Origin of the sequence: Nocardia iowensis, from assembly GCF_019222765.1 — a bacterium.
In the GTDB taxonomy this organism is placed as follows: domain Bacteria; phylum Actinomycetota; class Actinomycetes; order Mycobacteriales; family Mycobacteriaceae; genus Nocardia; species Nocardia iowensis.
On record NZ_CP078145.1, the window covers coordinates 4,523,624 to 4,544,426 of the forward strand.

General features: G+C 66.9%; 20 protein-coding genes. 10 read left to right on the plus strand and 10 right to left on the minus strand.

Annotated features, from left to right (window positions below):
• Positions 1–61: 61 nt before the first annotated feature.
• The 5 genes from KV110_RS20870 to KV110_RS20890 all read right to left on the minus strand — a co-directional run bounded on the left by KV110_RS20870 (position 62) and on the right by KV110_RS20890 (position 6,024).
• The gene (locus KV110_RS20870; RefSeq protein ID WP_218468964.1) at positions 62–1,270 is read right to left on the minus strand and encodes a site-specific integrase; all 1,209 of its coding nucleotides are present in this window, start codon (positions 1,268–1,270) and stop codon (positions 62–64) included.
• 166 nt (positions 1,271–1,436) lie between these two features.
• Positions 1,437–2,168: a M23 family metallopeptidase gene (locus KV110_RS20875; RefSeq protein ID WP_218468965.1), complete on the minus strand. Its 732-nt coding sequence runs from the start codon at positions 2,166–2,168 to the stop codon at positions 1,437–1,439.
• Positions 2,169–2,316: 148 nt separating this feature from the next.
• Positions 2,317–3,807, minus strand: a complete 1,491-nt coding sequence (locus KV110_RS20880) for a carboxylesterase/lipase family protein (RefSeq protein ID WP_218468966.1) — start codon at positions 3,805–3,807, stop codon at positions 2,317–2,319.
• Between the two features lie 121 nt (positions 3,808–3,928).
• A complete protein-coding gene (locus KV110_RS20885; RefSeq protein WP_218468967.1) occupies positions 3,929–5,404 on the minus strand; it encodes a hypothetical protein in 1,476 nt (491 codons plus the stop codon).
• Complete coding sequence (locus tag KV110_RS20890; RefSeq protein ID WP_218468968.1) at positions 5,401–6,024, minus strand: TetR/AcrR family transcriptional regulator; 624 nt, start codon at positions 6,022–6,024, stop codon at positions 5,401–5,403. The genes KV110_RS20885 and KV110_RS20890 overlap by 4 nt, the downstream gene beginning before the upstream one ends.
• Positions 6,025–6,596: 572 nt before the next feature.
• Between KV110_RS20890 and KV110_RS20895 the strand changes: the two genes are divergently transcribed.
• Both KV110_RS20895 and KV110_RS20900 read left to right on the plus strand, forming a co-directional pair.
• Positions 6,597–7,556, plus strand: coding sequence for a coiled-coil domain-containing protein (locus KV110_RS20895; protein WP_218468969.1), 960 nt, complete (start codon positions 6,597–6,599; stop codon positions 7,554–7,556).
• A gap of 52 nt (positions 7,557–7,608) precedes the next feature.
• Positions 7,609–8,271 carry a maltokinase N-terminal cap-like domain-containing protein gene (locus KV110_RS20900; protein ID WP_218468970.1) on the plus strand — a complete coding sequence of 221 codons (663 nt, stop codon included), beginning with the start codon at positions 7,609–7,611 and terminating at the stop codon, positions 8,269–8,271.
• An 18-nt stretch (positions 8,272–8,289) separates the two neighbouring features.
• On the opposite strand, the gene KV110_RS20905 is transcribed toward KV110_RS20900, so the two are convergent.
• Positions 8,290–8,742 carry a VOC family protein gene (locus tag KV110_RS20905; protein ID WP_218468971.1) on the minus strand — a complete coding sequence of 151 codons (453 nt, stop codon included), beginning with the start codon at positions 8,740–8,742 and terminating at the stop codon, positions 8,290–8,292.
• 240 nt (positions 8,743–8,982) lie between these two features.
• Between KV110_RS20905 and KV110_RS20910 the strand changes: the two genes are divergently transcribed.
• Together KV110_RS20910 and KV110_RS20915 are read left to right on the plus strand one after the other, a co-directional pair.
• Positions 8,983–9,570, plus strand: a complete 588-nt coding sequence (locus KV110_RS20910) for a DUF308 domain-containing protein (RefSeq protein ID WP_218468972.1) — start codon at positions 8,983–8,985, stop codon at positions 9,568–9,570.
• Positions 9,571–9,609: 39 nt separating this feature from the next.
• The gene (locus KV110_RS20915; protein ID WP_218468973.1) at positions 9,610–11,031 is read left to right on the plus strand and encodes a S8 family peptidase; all 1,422 of its coding nucleotides are present in this window, start codon (positions 9,610–9,612) and stop codon (positions 11,029–11,031) included.
• A gap of 3 nt (positions 11,032–11,034) precedes the next feature.
• On the opposite strand, the gene KV110_RS20920 is transcribed toward KV110_RS20915, so the two are convergent.
• Positions 11,035–11,502 carry a DUF6542 domain-containing protein gene (locus KV110_RS20920; RefSeq protein WP_218468974.1) on the minus strand — a complete coding sequence of 156 codons (468 nt, stop codon included), beginning with the start codon at positions 11,500–11,502 and terminating at the stop codon, positions 11,035–11,037.
• 219 nt (positions 11,503–11,721) lie between these two features.
• On the opposite strand from KV110_RS20920, the gene KV110_RS20925 reads away from it, so the two are divergent.
• Together KV110_RS20925 and KV110_RS20930 are read left to right on the plus strand one after the other, a co-directional pair.
• Complete coding sequence (locus KV110_RS20925; protein ID WP_218468975.1) at positions 11,722–12,489, plus strand: hypothetical protein; 768 nt, start codon at positions 11,722–11,724, stop codon at positions 12,487–12,489.
• Positions 12,490–12,606: 117 nt separating this feature from the next.
• Entirely contained in the window at positions 12,607–13,824 is a 1,218-nt protein-coding gene (locus KV110_RS20930; RefSeq protein ID WP_218468976.1) for a DUF418 domain-containing protein, read from the plus strand.
• Positions 13,825–13,987: 163 nt separating this feature from the next.
• Here KV110_RS20930 and KV110_RS20935 read toward each other — a convergent pair whose 3' ends face one another.
• Together KV110_RS20935 and KV110_RS20940 are read right to left on the minus strand one after the other, a co-directional pair.
• Positions 13,988–14,827 carry an alpha/beta fold hydrolase gene (locus KV110_RS20935; protein ID WP_218468977.1) on the minus strand — a complete coding sequence of 280 codons (840 nt, stop codon included), beginning with the start codon at positions 14,825–14,827 and terminating at the stop codon, positions 13,988–13,990.
• Positions 14,824–15,414, minus strand: a complete 591-nt coding sequence (locus tag KV110_RS20940; RefSeq protein WP_343224090.1) for a TetR/AcrR family transcriptional regulator — start codon at positions 15,412–15,414, stop codon at positions 14,824–14,826. Before KV110_RS20940 ends, KV110_RS20935 begins: the two co-directional genes overlap by 4 nt.
• Before the next feature lie 154 nt (positions 15,415–15,568).
• Here KV110_RS20940 and KV110_RS20945 point away from each other — a divergent pair, with 154 nt between their 5' ends.
• Complete coding sequence (locus KV110_RS20945) at positions 15,569–16,390, plus strand: alpha/beta fold hydrolase (protein WP_218468978.1); 822 nt, start codon at positions 15,569–15,571, stop codon at positions 16,388–16,390.
• Positions 16,391–16,545: 155 nt separating this feature from the next.
• Here the strand turns inward: KV110_RS20945 and KV110_RS20950 are convergent, their stop codons facing one another.
• Positions 16,546–18,378: a hypothetical protein gene (locus tag KV110_RS20950; RefSeq protein ID WP_246633877.1), complete on the minus strand. Its 1,833-nt coding sequence runs from the start codon at positions 18,376–18,378 to the stop codon at positions 16,546–16,548.
• A gap of 180 nt (positions 18,379–18,558) precedes the next feature.
• On the opposite strand from KV110_RS20950, the gene KV110_RS20955 reads away from it, so the two are divergent.
• The 3 genes from KV110_RS20955 to KV110_RS20965 all read left to right on the plus strand — a co-directional run bounded on the left by KV110_RS20955 (position 18,559) and on the right by KV110_RS20965 (position 20,602).
• The gene (locus KV110_RS20955; RefSeq protein WP_218468979.1) at positions 18,559–18,861 is read left to right on the plus strand and encodes an ArsR/SmtB family transcription factor; all 303 of its coding nucleotides are present in this window, start codon (positions 18,559–18,561) and stop codon (positions 18,859–18,861) included.
• Positions 18,851–19,345, plus strand: coding sequence for a YbaK/EbsC family protein (locus KV110_RS20960; protein WP_218468980.1), 495 nt, complete (start codon positions 18,851–18,853; stop codon positions 19,343–19,345). The genes KV110_RS20955 and KV110_RS20960 overlap by 11 nt, the downstream gene beginning before the upstream one ends.
• 519 nt (positions 19,346–19,864) lie before the next feature.
• A complete protein-coding gene (locus KV110_RS20965) occupies positions 19,865–20,602 on the plus strand; it encodes an SDR family NAD(P)-dependent oxidoreductase (protein ID WP_246633878.1) in 738 nt (245 codons plus the stop codon).
• Positions 20,603–20,803: the final 201 nt, after the last annotated feature.

Below are 20,803 nucleotides of genomic sequence, written 5' to 3' on the forward strand. Positions count from 1 at the left end.
GCCGACTCTGCCGCTGCCGCACGGGGAACATCCGAATCCCCTCATTCATCCTGACCTCTGGTCAGAGACCCAGTTTCGTAACGGCGTTGTCTTCCAAGGGGTTTGCGGTACGGATGTAACCGTGCACGGTGCGCGGGTTGGACCAGCGACCCTGGCGCATGATTTCGCGGTCGCTGGCACCGCCGAGAGCGGCTTGGGTGGCGAAACCGGCCCGCAGCGAGTGGCCGGAGAAAAGGTCGGGGTCCAGGCCCGCACGGGCGGCGTAGCGTTTGACGAGTTCGGCGACGGCGCGGCCGGACATAGGGTCGGCGCCGACCGTACCGTGACGATTTATGGTGGGGCACAAGGGTAGGTCGGGTTGGGCGGCGAGGGCGGTTCCGGTGAAGCCGTGGCAGCGGTGGATGTCCGCGTCGGTGGTGGCGTCCTCGGCGAGCCGGGCGCGCAGGCCCGATGTGCCTTCGGCGGCCTGGATTTCGAGCAGGCGAACCCAGTCGGCGAAGGCGCAGACCGGGCAGGTGCGTGGGCGTTGGCCGCGCGGCAGTGCGACCCGTTGTTCGGCGACTCCGGTGGGGTCGGTCTTCGTCGACGGCAGCCGCACCAGCAGTACCGGTTCACCGGTGGCGTGATCGAGTTGCACGTCCACGTCGGCAATGCGCAGCCCGGCGAGTTCGCTGCGACGCAGCGCACCGGCGAACCCGATCAACAACACCAGCGCGTCGCGGCGCCGGGCGGGTTCGGTGGGCCAGCCGGGATCGGGCAGCCCGGCAAGCAACTGGTCGAGGGTGTGCAACAGCACGGGGCGTTTGCGTTTCGGCTGGGTGCGGCGGGTGCGGCGGATACCGCGCAGGGTGAGCCGGACGACGTCGGATCGGGTAGGGGAGGGTAATCCGTTGGCGGCGTGCACGGCCGCGATGGCGGCGGACTTGCGTTCCAGAGTCGCCGCGCTGAACGCCCACTCGCCGGTATCGCGGCGTGCGTCGGCCGCGGCAGCCAGGTAGACGGCGACGTCGAGCGGATCGGCGGGCATCGCCTGCCGACTTTCCGTCAGACACCAAGCCGACCAGGCGATCCAGTCGGTCCGATACGCGCGCAACGTATTCGCGGACTGCGAGGCCTCGAGGTAGCGGCGCAGCGAGCTCGCCTGCGTGTCATCGAAGCGCTCACGCACCAGCCGCAACGCCGCGGCGTCCACGAGGACACTGCGTACCCCGCGCCGCAGCTCGGTCCGCACCGACTCCGGCATCGCGACGATCGCGGTCCGCTCTTCCATCGACCAGCTCCCTGTTTCTCGACCGCATTCATTCTCCTGCTGTCGCAGTCGAATTCGCGGCACCCGCAGGTCTCCGCGAGTCGGGCGGATCCCGGTCGCCGACGAGCAGCCTCCCTCGATCGGGCTGGCCGCAGCCGAGGGATACTCGCGTCCGTGCGTCCGCTCCTTACGGCCGTCGTGCCGCGGTGTCCTCGGTGCGGGGGACGTCGACTTGCGCGGCGATCGCGGCGGTCAAATCATTGAGTGACCGCCCGCCGTTCTGACGCCAGCCCCTCAACTGTTCGCCCGCGCGGTCCCGGATGATCCGTCCCGCGCCGGGTCCGAGGAGCTGATCGAGTATCGCCATCAGCATGATTTCGTTCTGGTAGCTGCGTCGATCGATCCATTCGAGCGCGGTGGCGGCGTCGACCGTCTTGCCTTCGAAGTTCACGAAGGTGAGTGCCATGAGTTCCTCCTCGTCGTTCCCGGGGTCGAGCGCGCCCGCGAACCACTCCGCAGGGTCGATGGCCCGCCCACCCAGTCGGCCCGGCGCGGTCCACACCTCGACGTGCGCGTGCGGCCCGGTAGACGTTCCATGCGTGTTCACATGGCCGATCAACTGACCGGCGAGCACGCGTTCACCGCCGCGTACCGCCGGATCACCATGGCCGACAATGATGTCCACGCCGACCGACTCCTGACAATCCAGCCATACCCAGCGTCCGAACCCTTGGACATCGAACCGCTCCGCGCCCTCCACACACACGCCCTCCGCGGGCGCGTAAAAGGGTGTGCCACGCGCCGCCGCGAAATCGACCCCGTAGTGGAACCCATCTGCCCGTCTTCCGAACGGGGAGGAGATCCGGTACGTGCCCGCCGCGAGTGGCCAGTATCGAGTCGGCTGGTCAAGTCCGTTCACACCCACCGAGTGCCCGTCCCCAGCCGGGCAACACGATCCAGTGGCCCGGATTGTTGCCGAATGAGCTCAGCACCAGTTGAACGGCTCTCGAGCCGCATCCATGGGCCTACGCACCGACTGGAGGTGAGTGATCCGCAAGTGGGACACCCTATTCGGGATGCAGTAGGTCCAGAGTGTCGAACCGGTGCGTGTGCCAGATGCAGAGCGATTGTTCCTCGGGGTAGGGCTGGGTGATCGGCTCGGCGGTGTAGACACGGGTGGATCGTGTCTCCGGATCGTAGGGCTTCCAGCCGGGATTGCCGGTGGTCGCGAAGTTCAGCCAGTCGGTGCGCATGTGGTGGGCGACGCTGACGACCTCGTCCGCGGCGTTCGGGACAGCGGAGGGATGGCGGCGCACCTCGTCGGCACTGAGTGTGCCGAATACCAGGAGCACGTCGAGGCTGTGCGAGGCGCCTTCGTCCCGGTTGTAGCTCCAGCAGAGTTCGTAAGTCCACGCGCGTCCACCCCCGGCATGCCGGGCGCCCGCGAGATGCAGGCTGGGCATCCGAAACAGCCAGTCGGAGTTGACGATTTCGTACAGCTGCCCCGGGCTGGCGTCGGGATAGGCGGCACGGTAAACGCTATGGCTGTCCGAGGCGGGCCCGAGACGTTCTAGTGTGGCGGTCACCTGCTCGGCGGTCACCTCGCTGGCGAGCCTGGTAGTGAACAGCCGGTATTCGTCACGCGTGTGCCCCACGAGTAGGTCTATGCCTCGCCCGGCGCCACCGGCGAGCGCGCGCCATGGCGCATGTGGGAGAACATCACCGTCGACAACAGGTGAGAACGGTGTCGGGGTCAGCGCCATCGGCCCCCACGATTCGACGAGTCCCGGCATCTTCTGGATGACTGCATCCGTTGCGTCGATCAGCGCGCCCGGGGAGATCCGGGACAGCTCGTCGACCGTGGCTTGCACGCCGAGCTCTCCTGCGATCGTTGCGGAGATCGCAGCGGCGAGCCTGGTAGAGAAATAGGTGCCCGGCACGCTTTGGGCGATCGCCCGCTGAAACAGCCCAGCGGCCAACGGCATAGTCATCAGCGCCGCAAGGCAACCCGCGCCGGCGGACTGACCGAACACGGTGACATTGCCCGGATCGCCGCCGAACGCGGCGACATTGTCCTGCACCCACCGCAACGCGGCGGCCTGATCGAGGATGCCGCGGTTGTCCGGAGCACCGGCGATGTGGGCGAACCCTTCGACACCGACGCGGTAGTTCAGGCTGACCATCACCACACCGGACCGGGCGAGGGTCGCACCGTCGTGGTGCGGGTTTCCGGAGGTGCCCTCCAGGTACGCGCCTCCGTGTATCCACACCATCACCGGCAGCCCGGCACCGAGGTCAGGTGACCAAACGTTGAGGGTCAAGCAGTTTCGGGAACTATCACTGGTGCCGGATACCGCGCTACCTGCTTGGGGAACGGGCGGACCGAACTTCAGCGCGTCACGGCAGCCGTCCCATGGCTGTGCCGGAACGGGAGCCGCGAACCGCCGAGCGCCGACCGGTGGTTGGGCGTACGGGATGCCCCGGAAAACCGCGACGGCGTGCTCCCACCTGCCACGCACAACTCCGGCAGTCGTGCGGACTTCAGGGTCGATAGTCATTCGTGGGTACTCACTTTCGCTCGGTGCAGCATCTGCTCGTCCACCAGTCATGAGAACTGAAAGTGTGTGGGTTTGCAGGATCCGGGCGGCCGTGCGGATTCCCTGATCTCGGGCCGCGTGGTCAGTAGGAGACGACGGCGGTGGCGTAGCCGTCGAGTACCGCGGCACCGTCCTCGAAGGGCGTTCGCTGTACGCCGACGGTGCCGACACCGAGCTGTTCGAGTTCGGCTCGCCCGTCGATGTCAGGGACCGCCACGGCGACCGGTTCGGCCGTCTTGTTGATGAGCAGGAGTTTGCGGCGGCCGGTGGCGGTCACGAAGGCCTGGGAGTGGATGCGGGGGTCCGGGAAGCCGAACGCGCCGGTTGAGCTGGACACCAAAACGTCCCCCTTGCCGAAGTGGCGCAGCAGCAGTGCGAGCGCGTGGTATCGGGTGTTGGGTGCGCCGGTTTCCCAGTCGATCAGGCTGACTCCGGGGATCATGCCGGGATAGTCCATGAATTCGGCGATGCCGACCAGGTCGATGCCGAGCTCGACGAGCTTGGCCCACAGATACGACTGGACCGAGGCGCTCAGCGCCCAGTACGTGTCGGGGATGTCGGGCGCCGGGTTCATCACATCGGCCGGGTAGCTGCCCAACTCGTTGATGAAGGTCGCGGTGCCGGGCGCGAGGCGCTTGCGGATCGAGTCGATGAAGCGAACCTGGTCGAGGAACGCGTCGGCTTGGGCGAAGAAGATGTCACGCCAGTGCGTGCTCGGGGCATTCCCCGCTGCCCCAAAGGGATTCACGATCTCGGGCTGGGCATAGAAGTGATAGGAGATCGCGTCGAGCGGGACACCGTCGGCGTGGTTGGCCGGATCGAGGAAATGCCAGAAGTATTCCGGCTGATGGTGCACGTGGCTCAGTGACAGCCCGATGAATTTCATCTCCGGGTCCAGCGGAGCCAGCCTCGCGACGACGGCGTCGTAGAGCTTGGTGTAGTTCGCCGGTGAGATCCGGTGTCCGATATCGGGCTCGCACAACACTTCCCAGTAGGCGAAGCGGTAGTGGTGACCCGACTCGTGCCATCGGCCCAGCTCGTCGGTGAAGCCGCCGGCCATGTACCAGCTCGCGATCCGGTAGAAATAGTCGGCGACCTCGGCGCAGGTGGGGTCGCGCAGTTCGGAGCCCTGCTCGTAATGCCACTGGATTTCGTCGGGATCGTCGGCGACCGGCACGGGCTCGGGGGTAACGAACATCCAGGTCGGGATGGTGGCGAAGTTCGCCACGATGGGCCGGCCCTCCGATGCCGCAACGAAGTCCTCGACGAAGGGGTCGAGTAGTTCGAAGTTCCACGACGTTTCGGTGGACGTCGGCGGGGTGAGCTCGGGAACCGCGATCCGCGGATGGCTGAACCAGGGCAGGAAGCGAGCGAGATCGACGCGCAGTTCCCGCAGGGCGTCGAATGCCTTGTCGTGGATCGAAGATTCACGGCGCAGTGGCGGCGCGGTCCACAGGTGGGTGGTGAGAGTGGTCCGTGCGGTGCCGGTCGTCTCCTCCCAGTTCACCTGCACGGTGGCGGGCGGTGCCGCGGGAGCGTCGTGGGCGGTGCGGGTCATATCGAAGGTCCGTTCTCAGGTATGCGCGGGATTCCGAGCGCAGGCAGGATCACCTGGTCGACAATCGCGGCGCGGGTTTGCGCATCGGGCAGATTCCCGGTGTCGATCTGGTGTTTGATCACCAGTGCCTCGCCGATGTCGACGACGACAGGTGTGACCAGACGAGGGTCGATGTCACCACGCTCGGCGTAGTGCTCGATCACAGTGCGGGTGAACCGATTGCCATGGGCGTCGAACACCCGGGTGTACAGGGCCTCGACGAGATCCGGTCGACGCTGCCGTTCGGCGACGACCGCCGCGACCGCCGGTGCGGTTGGCCCGCCGAGCCAGCCGACCAACTGTTCGAGCGACCGCAGCAGATCCGAACGCAGCCCCCCGCCGTCGAGAGCGACCGTCTCCACGGGATGGGAATGGCCTATTGCGTCGAGCAGCAACTCCTCGACCGAGGGCCAGTGCCGGTAGATCGACGTCTTCGCGACCCCGGACCGCCGGGCGACGCCCTCGATCGAGAGCCGCCCCAGGCCCTTTTCCGCCACTTCGGCCACCACGGCGGACCGGCACGCGTCGAGTACCTCGTCGAGGGAGCGGCGTCGTCCCTGTTGTTCATCATCGGTGGCCATGGCAGGAATACTAGACACGATGTCGTAGCTTAGCAACCGTAGCTACGTAACCGTATTTAGGCGGGATCATTCTCGCCACTTCAGGTGAGAAGCCACCACGGTTTCACCAGATTGATGCGAATCGCCCGCTGGTCGCGAGGGGCTGACAAGCTGCGAATGGGACGGACGTACAGGGGTGCCTAGCTTTCGAGGCGTTCCGTAGCGGTTTCGTTTCGTATGCGCCAACCAAACGTAAACGAAACTGGGGCCAGAGGATTCGTGATCGAAGGGGGATCTGACCACCGATAATGTTCACTTATCGGCGGTCAGAAATCCTGGTCGGCGTATGGGATTTCCTGCGACACGGCGCATTTCGTTTCGTCTCAATACGTCAACAGTGACGAAACAAACGCTACGATTCTCAGGTGTCCAACGTCTGCAACTACCCGGGCTGCGCTCGACCGATCACGCGCGGCGGGGGCCCCGGCCGCCCCTCGGAATACTGTGATCACCCCGATCACACGCGATGGCGTGCGTGGCGGGAACGTCAACGGCAACAACAGGAGTCGGAGGTACCTCTGGCTTCTGTCACTGTGACGCAGCAGGGTCCGGTCACCGTCGCCCGTTTGCGCGCGGACGAGCTGCTCACCCAATTCCGTGGGTTGGCAGACCAACTGGGCAACACCCTCAACGCCGCCGTCGCCGAACTGTCCACCCTCGGCGACCCCTCGGTCGCGGAAGCGCAGGTCCAGGCGGTCCAAGCCGATGCGGCCCGCCGCATCGCCGAAGCCGAAATGGCCACTGTCGCCGCCGAACAGGCACGACGCGAGGCCGAGGAAGCCCGCGCGCTGGCCGAAGCCGCCGCCGACGACGCGGCCGGTGCGGCCGAACGCGCGGAAGCCGCGGTCGCCGACGCCAACAGCACGCGGGACGACGCGCTACGCGAAGTCGAGCGCGCCACCAGGCAAGCCGCCGACGACGTGTTCGCCGCCCGCCGCGAAGCCGAGGCCGAGGTCCGCACCGCCCGCCGGGAAGCCGCCGAGGAGATCGAACGAATCCGTAAGGAAGCCGCCGAACAGGTCGAACGCGCCGAACGCCGCGCAGTAACGGAAATCGCGCACGCACAACGCGAATCAGCCGCCCAGGTCGCCGCCGCCCACGCCGAACGCGACCTCGCCGTCCAACGCGCCGCCGACGCCGAACGCGCGACCGAACGCGCCGAGCAGGCAGCCATGGAACGGATCGAAGCGGCCAACGAGGCTCGCGAGGAATGGCGCAGGGTCCGTGCCGAACTCGACACCGCCCGCACCGAACTCGCGGACGTCCGCCGTGCCGCCGCAGCCGACATCGCCGCGGCCCGCGCCGAATCCACCGCCACCATCGACAAGGCCCGCGCCGAAGCAGCACACCGCATCGAGGCGTTGGACGAGGCCCGCACCCAAACCCTGGCCCGCGCCGAACGCGCCGAAGCCCAACTCGACGAACTCCTCGCCGAAACCCGCCGCCAGTCGGCCACAGTCACCGACCTCGGCAGTCGCGCGTCGGTCCCATAAACTGCGAAGCGCAGCGGCGGATCGTCTTGGCGCGCAAGAGGAGGACTCGACCATGGCCGTAATCCACGAGACCACAATGGTTCCCACGAAGACCGAGCTGCTGAGTTCCTGGTTGCCGACTCGCTCGTGGTATCGCGGCGATGCTCGGCCGGTGCTGCACCGGGCCGGTGGTTTCCGGCTCGACGATCCGGACGGGGAGGTCGGCATCGAGTTCATGGTGGTGACCGACAGCTCAGGGGAACAACCGGTCACCTATCAAGTGCCGTTCGGCTACCGCGGGACGCCGCTCGATGGCGCCGAGGACGCACTCGTCGGTACGTCCATGCACGGTGTGCTCGGGCAGCGGTGGCTCTACGACGGAACGCGCGATCCAGTGGTAGTGGCGCAGATCCTGGCGCTACTCACCGGAACGGCAGAGCCGCAGGCGCAGAACGACAGTGCGACGGTGGATCCTTCGGTTGCCGTGACGATCGCCGACGTCGCGGTTCCCGCGCTCGGATCCGGGCCGGTGGCGGCCGAAGACGGATCGACCGGCACCGACATCGCGGTCGGCATGCAGGCACCGGGGAACACCGCGATCATCCGGGTCAACCGGATCCTGCGGCCGGTCGCCGAGACCGCGGATCCGGCCGGGGCCGGTCAGGTCATAGCGCCGTGGCGGCTGGCGGACCGAACCGAGGTTCGCGGTGTGTTCCTGACCTTGAACGCCACGTAGGACGAGTAGTAGCCGAAATCATGCGGCGCAGAACTCATTGCCTTCCGGGTCGAGCATGATCCACCAGTGCCCGGCGGGTCCTTTGTCGATCTCGCGAACCCTGGTCGCTCCGAGCCCTTCCAGTCGCGCCACCAGTCCGGCGAGGTCGCCGGGCGCGCTGTGCACATCGACGTGCAGACGGTTCTTGCCCGACTTTTCCTCGGGTACGTCTTGGAACAGCAGTCGCCGACCGCGGCCGATGCCGCTGGTCTGGTCGAACGGGTCATCGGGGTGCCGGATCGCGGCGTAGCCCCGGAAGGTCTTGCGGCCCCGATGCTCGACCACCGCGTCCTCGCCGAGCTGCCCGGCGCCCAGCAGTTGCTCGATGAGAGCGCTGGGATCTTCCACCTCGTACTCCAGGGCCGCGGCCCAGAAGTCGGCGAGCTCGGCGGCGTTTCTGCTGTCGATGACCAGCTTCCAACTCAATGCCATGTGACTAGTTATAGCGGCGCGCCACCCTGTTTCGGGTCATCATCGCCGGTCCCAGCGCGCCACGCCAATGGCAACAACCCGGCAACATTCGGCGGCGGTCCGTGACAAGGGCGGCCAATGGCTCAAGTGCCCCCCGTACACCGCCGCCTCGGTCAACAGGGAAGCCGCCAGACCCAGCTCGCCGCACCGAGTGAAGGCAAACACGCCGCTAACTGAACGGCCCGGCCATATCATGTAGCTATGCCCGAAAACGAGCTCGAAGGGCGTACGGAACCACTGGCCGGGGGTGCCCGGCAGGCAATACTGGTGGCCGGTGCCTGCTCGATGATCGTGGGTGTGGTCATAGCGGTTTGGCCACACAAGTCGCTACCAACCGCAGAGCTGCTTTTCGGTCTCTACCTGCTGCTCAACGGCGGATTGCAGATGATTGTCGCGTTCGGCGCGAAGTTCGCGCCCGTGCTGCGAGCGCTGGTGTTCGTCAGCGGCGTGCTCTCGATATTGCTTGCCATGCTGTGTTTCAGTGGCGGCAATTCGGCACTGCTGCTGTCGTTCTGGATCGCACTGGCCTGGTCGATCCGCGGGATATGCCACGCCACAGTGGCGTCCTGGGCCGACGAGCTACCCGGCAGGCAGGAGGTTTTCGGTCTCGCCACCATGGTGCTCGGCATCCTGGTCGGCGTGCTCCCCTTCGATTCGCTGGATGCACTCGGTGTGGTGGTGGGGCTGTGCCTCATCCTGATCGGGACGATGGAAGTGCTCAGCGTCGCCGCGGTGCGTCACGGTGTGGTGGACCTGCCCGGCGTTTCCCGGCGGCAGTTACGCGCATAATGGTGGTGACCCCCTCGCACACCAGGTTGACTCGGCACCATGGCATCCCAACACCGCGCACTCCGATCGCCTGCGGAACTGATCGTGGTCACGCACGGCACGGAACGCCCGCTCACGCCGAGCGTGCTCGAGCAGAGTCGCGGCATCGAATCACGATTGGCCGCACTACTCCCGCCCGGCGCTGAGCTCGCCCGCATCTTCGGGCCCGCCAACCGCCTGCCCGGCCGGGTCGCCGGCACTCCGCACGAGCCCGTCGCCGCGGAGTATCTGAAGTACTTCTCGGTCCGCGGGCTCGACCAGGACCTCGACGCGATCGCCGCGCGGCTGCGCGAAGACGACGCGGTCGACGGCGCCTACGTCAAGCCACCCGCCGAACCCCCGATCGCCCCCTACGACACCATCGAAACCGCGACAACCGACGCACCGCCGGTCACCCCGAATTTCGAAGTGCGCCAAGGCTATCTGGACCCCGCACCCGAGGGTGTCGATGCGCGCTCGGCGTGGACTGTGCCCGGCGGTCGCGGCGCGGGTGTGCGCATGATCGACATCGAAGGTGCGTGGCGGTTCACGCACGAGGATCTGCTGGCCAACCAGGGCGGGGTGATCGGCGGCAACACCTCACCGGACCGGGGCTGGCGCAACCACGGCACCGCGGTCGCCGGCGAGATCAGCGGTGATGTGAACGCCTTCGGCATCACCGGCATCGCACCGGAAACCTTCATCCGGGCAGTCTCGATCTTCGGCGCGGGAACAGCCGCCGCGATCCGCACCGCCGTCGACGCGCTCGGTGCGGGCGATGTCGTCCTGATCGAACTGCATCGTCCCGGGCCGCGATTCAACTACGCGGACCGTCCGGACCAAGCAGGCTATATCGCGCTCGAGTGGTGGCCCGACGACTTGGCGGCGATCCGCTACGCGAACGGTCGCGGCGTCATCGTGGTCGAAGCGGGCGGCAACGGCGCCGAAGACCTCGACGATGCTCTGTATGACGCCCGTCCCTTCGGATTTCCCGCGTCGTGGCGCAACCCGTTCCGCGGTGGTGCGGCCGATTCCGGGGCGATCATGGTCGGTGCGGGAGCCCCGCCGCCCGGCTTCCACGGCCGCGATCACGGACCCGCTCGGTCCCGGCTGGCCTTCTCCAACTTCGGTTCCCGCATCGACGCCCAGGGTTGGGGCCGGGAAGTCACCACCACCGGCTACGGCGATCTGCAGGGCGGCTCCGACGAGGACCTGTGGTACACCGACGTGTTCAGCGGAACATCCAGCGCCGCACCGATCGTCACCGGCGCCGTCGCGAGTTATCAAGGCATGAGCGCCGCGGCGGGTCGGCGCAGGACGCCCGCCGAGATGCGCGCCCGACTGCGCGCCACCGGGTCCCCGCAGACGAGCGCACCCGGGCGGCCCGCAAGCCAGCGAATCGGCAACCTGCCCGATCTCAGGGCGATGGCCGCGCCGGGCTGACCGTCAGGAGACCGTCGCGGGGGCCGATGGTTCGCTGCGGCGCTGCCGCACGATGCGTGCGCCGCCGATCAGCAGGACGAGCGCGGTGGCCGCCATCATTATCGGGGAGCGCTCCACCAGCGGGACGGCCAGATTCAGCAGGATGTCCTTGATGGAGGTCGCTGGGCGGCCGGTGAGCTGTTGGTAGGCGAGCGAGACGGCGACCGACAGCAGCAGCGGTGGCAACACCAGGGTGGTGAACAGGCCGCGATAGCGGACCGTCAGCACGGCCAGCACACAACCGGCGATGTACAGCGCGGCGAATGTACCGGTCAGGTCGGCACTACCGCCGTTCGCATCGATCAAGAACCCCAGAAACGTGCAGGCAGCCGCGATCAGGACGGCCGCGCCCATCGGGAGCCCCGGGACCGTCGGCAGGACCGAACGATACTGCGCGGGCACCCGGGACCGCCCATGTTGTGAAACACCCACGTCCGGAATCCTAACCTTCGCCCGGACCCGCCGATGTCGGGACGATCGGGCTAGCTCCCAACGCACCGGAGGCTTCCAGCGGCCGCTACGACGTGGGCGGGGTATTCGCGAAGTTCACTGGTTGCCGAGTAGCAAGGGGCGGGAGATTCGAGTAGCCCGGCACTCGTGGCAGGGGGGTTTGTTGTTGGCAAGGTGATGGTGGCGAGAAAGGAGCTCATTATGAGCGCAATCCATATTCGTGCCCCTCGACATCATCATCGGCCCGGAATGGCAGCCGGTGCGGGGATGCATGGCATGGTGGTTTTCGGCACCGGCCTCGATTGCTACCTCTCGTACCGTCCGATGTTCCAGGAACCCTACAACTTCCAGGTTCTGCTCGCGGTCGAGTTCGACGAACGGGGTAGCCGCGCATTGGGCGCGGACCGGCGGGTCGGCTACACCGGCATCCACACCTTCGATCCCGAGGACTTCCCGATCGCGGAACTGGATCCGGCAAGCGAACACCGACGCGGCTCGTTCCGCGGCACCCTGATTCGTGGCCGACATGAGCGCGGCGGTATCGCGATCGCCAACGACGTGGTCGCCACCGTGCGCCGTGTCGTCTACTTTGCCGAACTCGGCGCCGATCGCGAACGCGGCCGAGGACTGCTCACCCACCTGTGTTTCGGACGGCCGGACCGAATGTATCTGGCGCACCGCATCACCCTCCGACCCAGTTTCGACCAGATCGTCGGGGCGCGGCTCATCCCCGGAACAGTGACCGACATGCTCGGCGAGCCAGTCCCGGACCACGTGCCGAGCCAACGCTTCGAGCAGGCGCAGCCCATCATCCTCGGGCAGCGCGAGTTCACCGGAACCCGCTTGCGGGCAGGGGAACTGGCGGTTGCGGCATTTCCGCCGACCGCGTCCGCGGGTGACGCGCAAGGATTTCTGGCCGAGATCGTCGTCGAGCGGCAGATCTATTTGGAGGTCGCCGACCTGGCGTGACTTCCGGCGGCGATTGTCAATACGGCGCGGGTCGCAGGCGCGACCAGCCTTTGGTGGGGGCGAGTTCAGTCCGGCGACCGACGCGCCGTTCCGGTACGGGCATCTACCTTCGATGGCATGACCGAATCGGTTCTTCCCGCCACCACCACAGGTCGACGGATCGCCGAGGTCGATATTCTTCGCGGATTCGCGTTGTTCGGCATCCTCATCACCAATGTGGTCGTCGCGACGACACTGTGGTCGTTCGGCGGGACGAACGACGATCCGCAACCGCGATTCGACGGTCCCATCGACCACGCGGTGACCGGGATGGTCGACGCGTTGTTCGCGGGCCGGTTCTATCTGCTGTTCGCGTTCCTGTTCGGGTACTCGTTCACCTTGCAGATCGCGGCGGCACAGCGCGCGGGTGCGTCGGCCAACGCCAGGCTGCTGCGGCGCTGCGCGGCGCTGATGGCGATCGGGCTCGCGCATGTGTTCCTGTTCTGGTTCGGCGACATCCTCACCCTGTACGCGTTCCTGTGCCTGATCCTGATTTCGCTGAAGAAGTTGAAGCCGCGGACCGCCGTGATCACCGGCGCGGTGCTGTACGTGGTGTGGTGCGGATGGGCTTTTTTGCCGAGCGGAAAAGGCCATGCGATCTCGGCGCTCGGCGCACTCTTCGACCTCGAGCGCATACACGACGGGTACGCCGGCACCTTCGGCGATACGTTCGCCACCCAGATGTGGCTGGCCCCAGGGTTCCTCTTGCTGATCTGGTTCACTCAGGGCATTACCAGCCTCGGCATGTTCCTGATCGGCATGGCGGCAGGCAAGCGTGAGCTGTTCGACGACCGAGACACCCTGCGGCGCTGGGCCCCTCGCGTCCTGGTCGGCGGCCTGGCCATCGGCCTGCCGGTCTCGGCGGTGACCTTCGCCGGCGCGCTCAACTGGCTCACCCTGCCCACCATCTGGTTCGGCATCCAACAACTGATCAACCCGCTCATGACCTTCGCCTACATCGCAGGCATCATCTACCTGACCCAGTCGCCGCGCACCGCACAGCTGACCAGCCTGTTGGCACCCGCCGGACGCATGGCCGCCTCCAACTACATCGCCCAATCAGTCGTCCTCATGCTGATCTATACCGGTTACGGGTTCGCCTTGGCCGACAAGATTCCACCGGCAGGCGTCGTCGGCCTCGCCCTGCTCACCTTCGCCGCCCAACTGGCTCTGAGCACCTGGTGGTTACGCAACCACCGCTACGGACCGATCGAATGGTTACTGCGGGCCGGAACCTACCTGTCGATCCCGGAGTGGAAGCGTCGTCGAGAACCTGTTCTGCCACAGGCGGATTGACCGAGTCGGACCACGCCTCGTCTCCTGCGACACGCTGGCCCAAGGACCTGGCCGCGCGCGTAGGACGCCGTGCCCCGGCCCAGAGGAGACGAACTCGGTGCGCACGAGCGGGACATGGCAAAGCGTCCTCTCGGACACTGGCGGTGCTCGGTCGATGGCGAGGCTAGCGCACCCGTGCGGCGAGCAGGAGGTCCAGGAGCTGGGTGGCGAATTCGGTGGGGGCGTCGGTGAATCCGCTGTGGCCGCCGGGGAATTCGGTCAGTGGGAGGTTCAGGTGTTCGGCGAGGGTGGCGGCGGGGCGGTAGGGCAGGTGGCCGCGGCTTTCGCGGCCTGCGCCGAGGACGAGGCGGTCCGCGACGGCGGCGATGGCGGGTTCGTCGGGTAGGTATCCGGTGATGGGGCGTAGTTCGTGGGCCATCATCGGCGCGGCGTTGGCGTGCAGCCTGCGGATCATGGCGGCGGTGCGCGGTGGCATGTCGGTGGGATCGGGCATGCCCGTCATGGTGCCGCCGATGCCCTCGACGAAGCGGGCGCCCGCCGCCGCCACGCCTTCGGTGCGGAACAGTGTGTATACCTCGTCGACGAACGCCTTCTGCTCGACGGCGTCAGGCAGGACGGCGAAGCATGGCGGTTCGTGGGCGACGACCAGGCGCAACCTGTCGGGGTGGTGGGCGAGGAGGTCGAGCGCGACGACCGCGCCGCCGCTTCCGCCGAAGACGTAGGCGTCTTCGCCTGCGGGAGTGAGGGTTTCGAGCAGCCGGTGGGCGTCGTCGCGCTGCACTTCGACCTGCTGATCGACCGGTTCGGCGGAGTCGAGCACGCTGCGTGAGTAGCCGCGCGGGTCGACGGTGACGACGGTGAAATGCTCGGCCAACGGCTCGGCGATCGGGTCGAAGACGGCCGCGTCACCGCCGCTGCCCGGCAGCAGCAACAGCACGGGCCCGCTGCCACGTACCTCGTAGTAGAGGGTGGCGCCGGGGACCTTCAAGGTGTCGGATTTCATGTCGCGTCCTTCTCGGTGCTGGACGGCCACTGCTCGAGCGTGACGTGCAGGGCGTCGATGATGCGGGCCCAGGAGGCCTCGGTGTCGCGGGAATGGCTGAAACCGCCGGTCGCTTCCAGGGCGGCATAACCGTGAAAAGTGCTGCGCAGCAACCGGACCGCATCGGTGAGGTCGGGTTCGGTCAAGCCGTAGGCGCGCAGCATGCCGTAGGTGAGTTCGATGCCGCGCACCGCGCCCGGGTCGGCCTCGACCAGTCCGGGCGCGACGGGGGTCTGGGTCGCGGTGTAGCGGCCGGGGTGCTGGAGTGCGTAGTCGCGCCAAGCGTGCGCGAACGCGGCGAGGGCGTCGCGTCCCGCTCGTCCCGCGACGGCGGCCGCGATCAGCTCGGTCTTCTCGGCCGCGGCCAGCATCGTGACCCGCGCCCGGAGTTCTTGCAGATTCCTGACGTGGGAATAGAGGCTGGCGTCTTTGACACCGAACTTCTTCGCCAACGCCGACATCGTCACGTTGTCGAAACCGATCTCATCGGCGAGATCGGCTGCGGCGCGCGTGATCCGCTCGGCGGTCAACCCGGCTCGTGCCATCATGTCCCAACCTCCATTAACCTAGGGCTACTAGTTTATAACCTAGGGCTACTAGGTTGGCAAATGTGCCGACGTCGGCGCGCCAATCCGTTGGCGAGCGATGAGTTTCCGGCAACGGCCCCGTCGACAGTCATGAGCACCGTTCAAAGGAGAACTCATGACCCGAACCTCGTCCGTCGACGCGCACACCCTCGACGTGCCCGGCGCCCACCTGTACTACGAGGTGCGCGGCAGCGGACCACTGGTCGCACTGGTCGGCGCTCCCATGGATGCCGCGGCCTTCGCCCCACTGGCCGAGCTGCTCGCCACCGAATACACCGTGCTCACCACGGACCCGCGCGGACACAAGAACAGCGTGCTCGACGATCCCGAACAGGACTCCACCCCGCAACTGCGCGCCGACGACCTGGCCCGGCTCATCACCCACCTCGACGCCGGACCGGCCGTGGTCTTCGGCTCCAGCGGCGGCGCGGTAACCACACTGGCCCTGGTGCAGGCCCGCCCCGACCTCGTCACCATCGCGATCGCGCACGAACCACCGCTGCACCGCGTGCTCGCCGACCACGACGAATTACGCTCCAGGGCAGCCGATCTCGTCGCCACCTACGCCAGCGGCGATGTGCTCGGCGCCTGGCGAAAGTTCTTCGCCAATGCCAACATCGAGATGCCGGAACCGGCACTGCACGAAATGTTCGGCGGCGACCGCGATCCGGCTCAGGTAGCCAGCGAACGCTACTGGTACCTGCACGAGATCCAGGGAACCAACTGGTGGGAGCCCGATCTCGGGACACTGCGCGCGACCCCGGTGCGGCTGGTCGCCGGTATCGGCGCCGACTCGACCGGTCAGTTCTGTGACCACACCACCCGGGCGCTCGCCGCACAACTCGGCATCGAACCGACATTGTTCCCGGGCGCGCACGTCGGATTCGTCGATGACCCAGCCGGTTTCGCGACTCGACTGCGCGAAGTGCTGCGTTGAGCTGATCGCCTCGCGGTCACGTCCGATCGACTCGCGAAGGTGGCGTCCTGGACGACGGTGCTGCCCTCACCGCCGTCCAGGACATTCACCGCGCGACCGAAAGGCCGCTCGGTGTCACCACTCGCGCGGTCCGGCACGCGAGCGGTGACGATCTGCTAGGTGAGCCCCCTGATGAATTCGGCCAGGTACTGACCGCTGTAATCGGGCTTGCCGTTGTTCTGGACCGCCGCGGCGCCGATCGTGTCGATGTGGGTGTAACCGGGTAGCGTCTCGACCTGCGCGGTCGCCGGGGTCGGGAGATAAGCGCCGACGCCGTACTGAACCACGCTGTCACCGGCGTAGGCGACGAAGTTCGGTTTGGTGCGACTCATGTTGCGGTAGCGCAGGTTTGCCATATCGCCGCTGCGCGCACCGGTGAACCCGGCGCCCATGTCCAGCAGGATGCGGAGCGGGAAGTAGCTCTCCCAATAGGCCGTCGGTGCGCCGGTGCCCAACTGGCGGGCCACTTCTCGGATATCGGAGGTTTCCCGGTTCGGCGCGGTCCACGGTACGCCGACGACGTCGTTGTAGTTGCGCCACGTGTACAGCGCGGTCCGGTCGGTCGGCGCGACCCGCTGCTGCGGACCCGCGCTCATCCGTAGCAGGTTGCCGAACACCGGAACCTGGGTGATCGAGCCGGGATTCGGAAAGGTCTTCTCCTGCACCGGCCCACCTGACAAGGCACCGACACCCTGCTGTAGCAGGGCGAAGTTGCCGGAGTTGTTGTCGATCAGCGTGCCGAGTAATGCGGTGTTGGTGAAGCGGAAGTCGCGGATCGTGCCTTCACCGTTGTTGCCGTTGGTCGCGACCGCACTCCAGCTCTGTCCGAACAGGATCGCCAGCGTGGCATCGATCTCGGGGTCGCGCGGAAGGTGGGCCAGCAGTTGGCTTTCCGCGTCCGGTTCCAGGTGCGCGGCAAGTCCGGCGAGCCGATAGAGCATCAGGGCCTTGGTGCCGATGATGGGGGCGGGCCCGAAGATGCGCAGCGGCAGCGCTCCGACGTCGAGACCGGCCTTCAGCACCGTGTTCGTCGGGCCGAAGACGGCGTCGGTGACGTCGCGGAAGAACGGGGTGTTCTGGATCGCGGCCGGATCCGAGGACACCATCGAGTCCTGGGCGGCGAACGCGGCGCACTGGTTGTAGCCCGCGTCGGCCTGGGTCGCGGGGTTGCCGTCGAAATCCCAGTCGGCGAAGAACCCGGTCATCATCCCGCCCATGGAGATACCGGTGCAGATGTATTTGCGCTGCCGGTCGGCCTGATCGGGCACCTCGTGCAGCATCATCTCGTACTGGTCGCGCACCACCCGCTCGACGCCGATCGAATCCAGGATCGGCAGATCCGCGGAATGCTTGAAACCGGGGAAGGTTCGTCCATCGATCGGCTTGCCGTTGAAGTAGTAGTCGACCGCGTCCAGGTAGTTCCCGCTCTGCAGAGCGGCGTCGAAACCGGTCCGCTCGTCCAGGCAGGACCCGCGCCGCGCCAACGCCCAGAACTCGACCGACCGGCCCAGCGTCTTCGCCGAGCGCACGGTATTCGCGGCGACCGCATCCGAATTCACCGCGCCGCCGAGCAATCCCTGCTGCTGCACCACCACCGCGTCGGCATCGCGCGAATTCTCCGGGCCGTCGGCGGGCCGGTAGCGCAGGAACCCGGTGCGATCGCAGGCATCCGGGTGCGCCGGTGCGCCGCTCGGCAACGGTAGCCGGAAACTGACGTGGGACACCGTGATCCCGTCGCGCGTCGCCACCGGCTGTTCCTGTCGATCGGTCGCGACCGATGTCGGGGCCGACTCCTCGGCCGCCGCGACCCCCGGTGGGACCAGACCGGCGGCAACCACCGTCAGCACCACCGTTGTCGCCCAACCATTTCGGCGCCTCTCGCGCCGCTCCTGTTGTGCCAACCGTCCGAGACGCCGCGCCGCATTTGCCACGATGAGTGACGTTGCCATGCGATGAGGTTCGCGTCACTGGGCGATTTGTCAGGAGTTTACTGATGCGTTCATGCAGTCCGCCAAGGCCGAGAGCGCTTTGACCGCGCGCAATTAGCTGCGGCCCAGACACCTTGTGGTCCAACGGATTAGCCTACTCTCGGGCTAGACAGGCATTTAGCTAATTGCCATAATGCCTTCGTGTTGGACGTGGATCTGGTCAAAGCGCTGGCCAACGACAAGCGCCTGCTGATCTTGGCGTGGTTACGCGACCCGGAACAGCACTTCCCGGCGCAGCGCGACGGCGATCTGGTGCGCGACGGCGTGTGCTCGCAGAGCATCGCGCAGAAACTCGGCGTTAGTCAGCCGACCTGCGGTGAGCACCTGAAAGTTCTCGCCGCCGCTGGCCTGGTGCGCGGCACGAAGATCAAACAGTGGGTGTTCTACCAACGCGATGAAGACCGCATCGCGCAAGCGAAGGAGCTGCTGAGCAGTGAATGGTGAGCACAACGGACTCTACGAGCGGCTGATCGGTGATCTGAATGCCGCGGGGGCACGATACCGATTGATCGACCACGTGCCCGAGGGACGGACCGAATTGGTCAGTGCCATGCGTGGACACGACGTCGCGGCAGCCGCGAAATGTTTGATCGTGATGGTCAAGATCGGCAAGAAGCAGACCCGGCACGTGCTCGCGGTGGTTCCCGGTCACGCGCGACTGGACCTCCAAGCGGTGAAGGCGCTGCACGAGGGAACCTACGTCGCGTTCGCCAGCAAAGAGAAGGCCGAACAGCTGGCAGGCAGCGTCAGCGGAACCGTGTTGCCGTTCAGCTACCACCCGGAACTGGAAGTCATCGCCGACCCCGCGCTGTTGACGGTGCCCGAGCTCTACTTCAATGCGGCGCGACTGGATCGATCCCTAGCTGTAGCGACCGAGGACTACCTTCGCGTGGCGGATCCACGCATCGCACCCATCACCGCTGACTGAGTGTCGAGTGGGACTTGGTCGGGCAAGCTCCAGGCGTTGTGTGCGTCGATGTGGGCCGCCTCGTGCAGCCAGCGGCTCATACACCGGGTCGGCCAATCGCGTACCGTTTCGTCGCCGTGGCGAGAGAGTTGCGGGCGTAGCGGCGGGACTGGGGGGCGTGCCGGGACTGCGCGACGGATATGCCAGCTCAACCGCGTGGCGGGACCCGATCGTTCCGCCCGTCGCCGCGCGAACTCACGACCTCCATCGTGCGCCACTCGCGGGCCAGTAGTGGAGTTGCTGCCCGCCGAGTGGGACCTCGCCGCGTCGGATGTCGAGTGGGAGCGCGGTGGTGTCCCGTTCGACGGCTGGGGTGGGGCCTGGCCGGGGCCGGGGTTTAGCGGCGGATTGGGAGGGCCAGTATCTTCGGCCCGCTGGAGCGGTCCGTGGCGGAACAGCCGGACCTGCGAGGGTTGGGTGCCCGTTCAGCGCGACGTCGGCTGGGTGTCAATGGCAAGCTTGGCGAATGGTGATCACAGAATGAGCCGGGGCGTGTTGGTAACGGGGGCTTCGCGGGGGATCGGGCGGGCAATTGCGCTGGCGTTCGCGGAGATCGGTGATCGGGTGGCGGTGCACTACTCGTCCAGTCGTGACGATGGTGACGAGACCTTGCGTGGGTTGCCGGGGGAGGGTCATGTACTCGTCGGCGGCGATATCAGGTCGCCGGAGGCTGTCGCGGAGATCGTCGGCGCTGCCGTGGACGGGCTCGGCACGGTGGACGTGCTGGTCAACAATGCGGCGGTGAACATCGCGCATCCGGTGGCGGACACCGACTACGCGGAGTGGCAGCGGGTGTGGCGGGAAACCATGGACGTCAACGTGTTCGGGACGGCGAATATGTCCTACTGCGTCGCCCGGCACATGATCGACAAAGGTGTCGCGGGGCGGATTGTGAACATCGGCTCGCGCGGCGCGTTCCGCGGCGAGCCCGAGTACACCGGCTACGGCGCCAGCAAAGCCGCCGTGCACGCGCTGGGGCAGTCGCTCGCGGTCGAGTTGGCGCCCTATGGGATTGCGGTCGCCTCCGTGGCACCAGGTTTCGTCGCCACCGAGCGGGTGGTGCACCGCGTCACCGATGAGGTCCGCGCCCAGAGCCCCTTCGGTCGCGTTGCAGCCCCGGAGGAAATCGCTTCTGCCGTGCGCTATCTCGCGTCACCGGAAGCGACGTGGACCTCCGGGTCTGTCTTGAACGTCAATGGCGCCTCGTATTTGCACTGACCAACAGCGGTAGACAGTTGCGGGTAAACGCCGCTCTGCCAACGCCTGGGCGGTGACCTGATACGGCGGCGTGTGCGTCGGCGAGGATCGGTTCGCTGAGTCCGACGCGTTGTTGCACATGCTGCACCCAGGCGGGCGCCCACCAGCAGTGGTCGCCGAGCAGTTTCATCACGGCGGGGACGAGCAGCATCCGCAGGATGG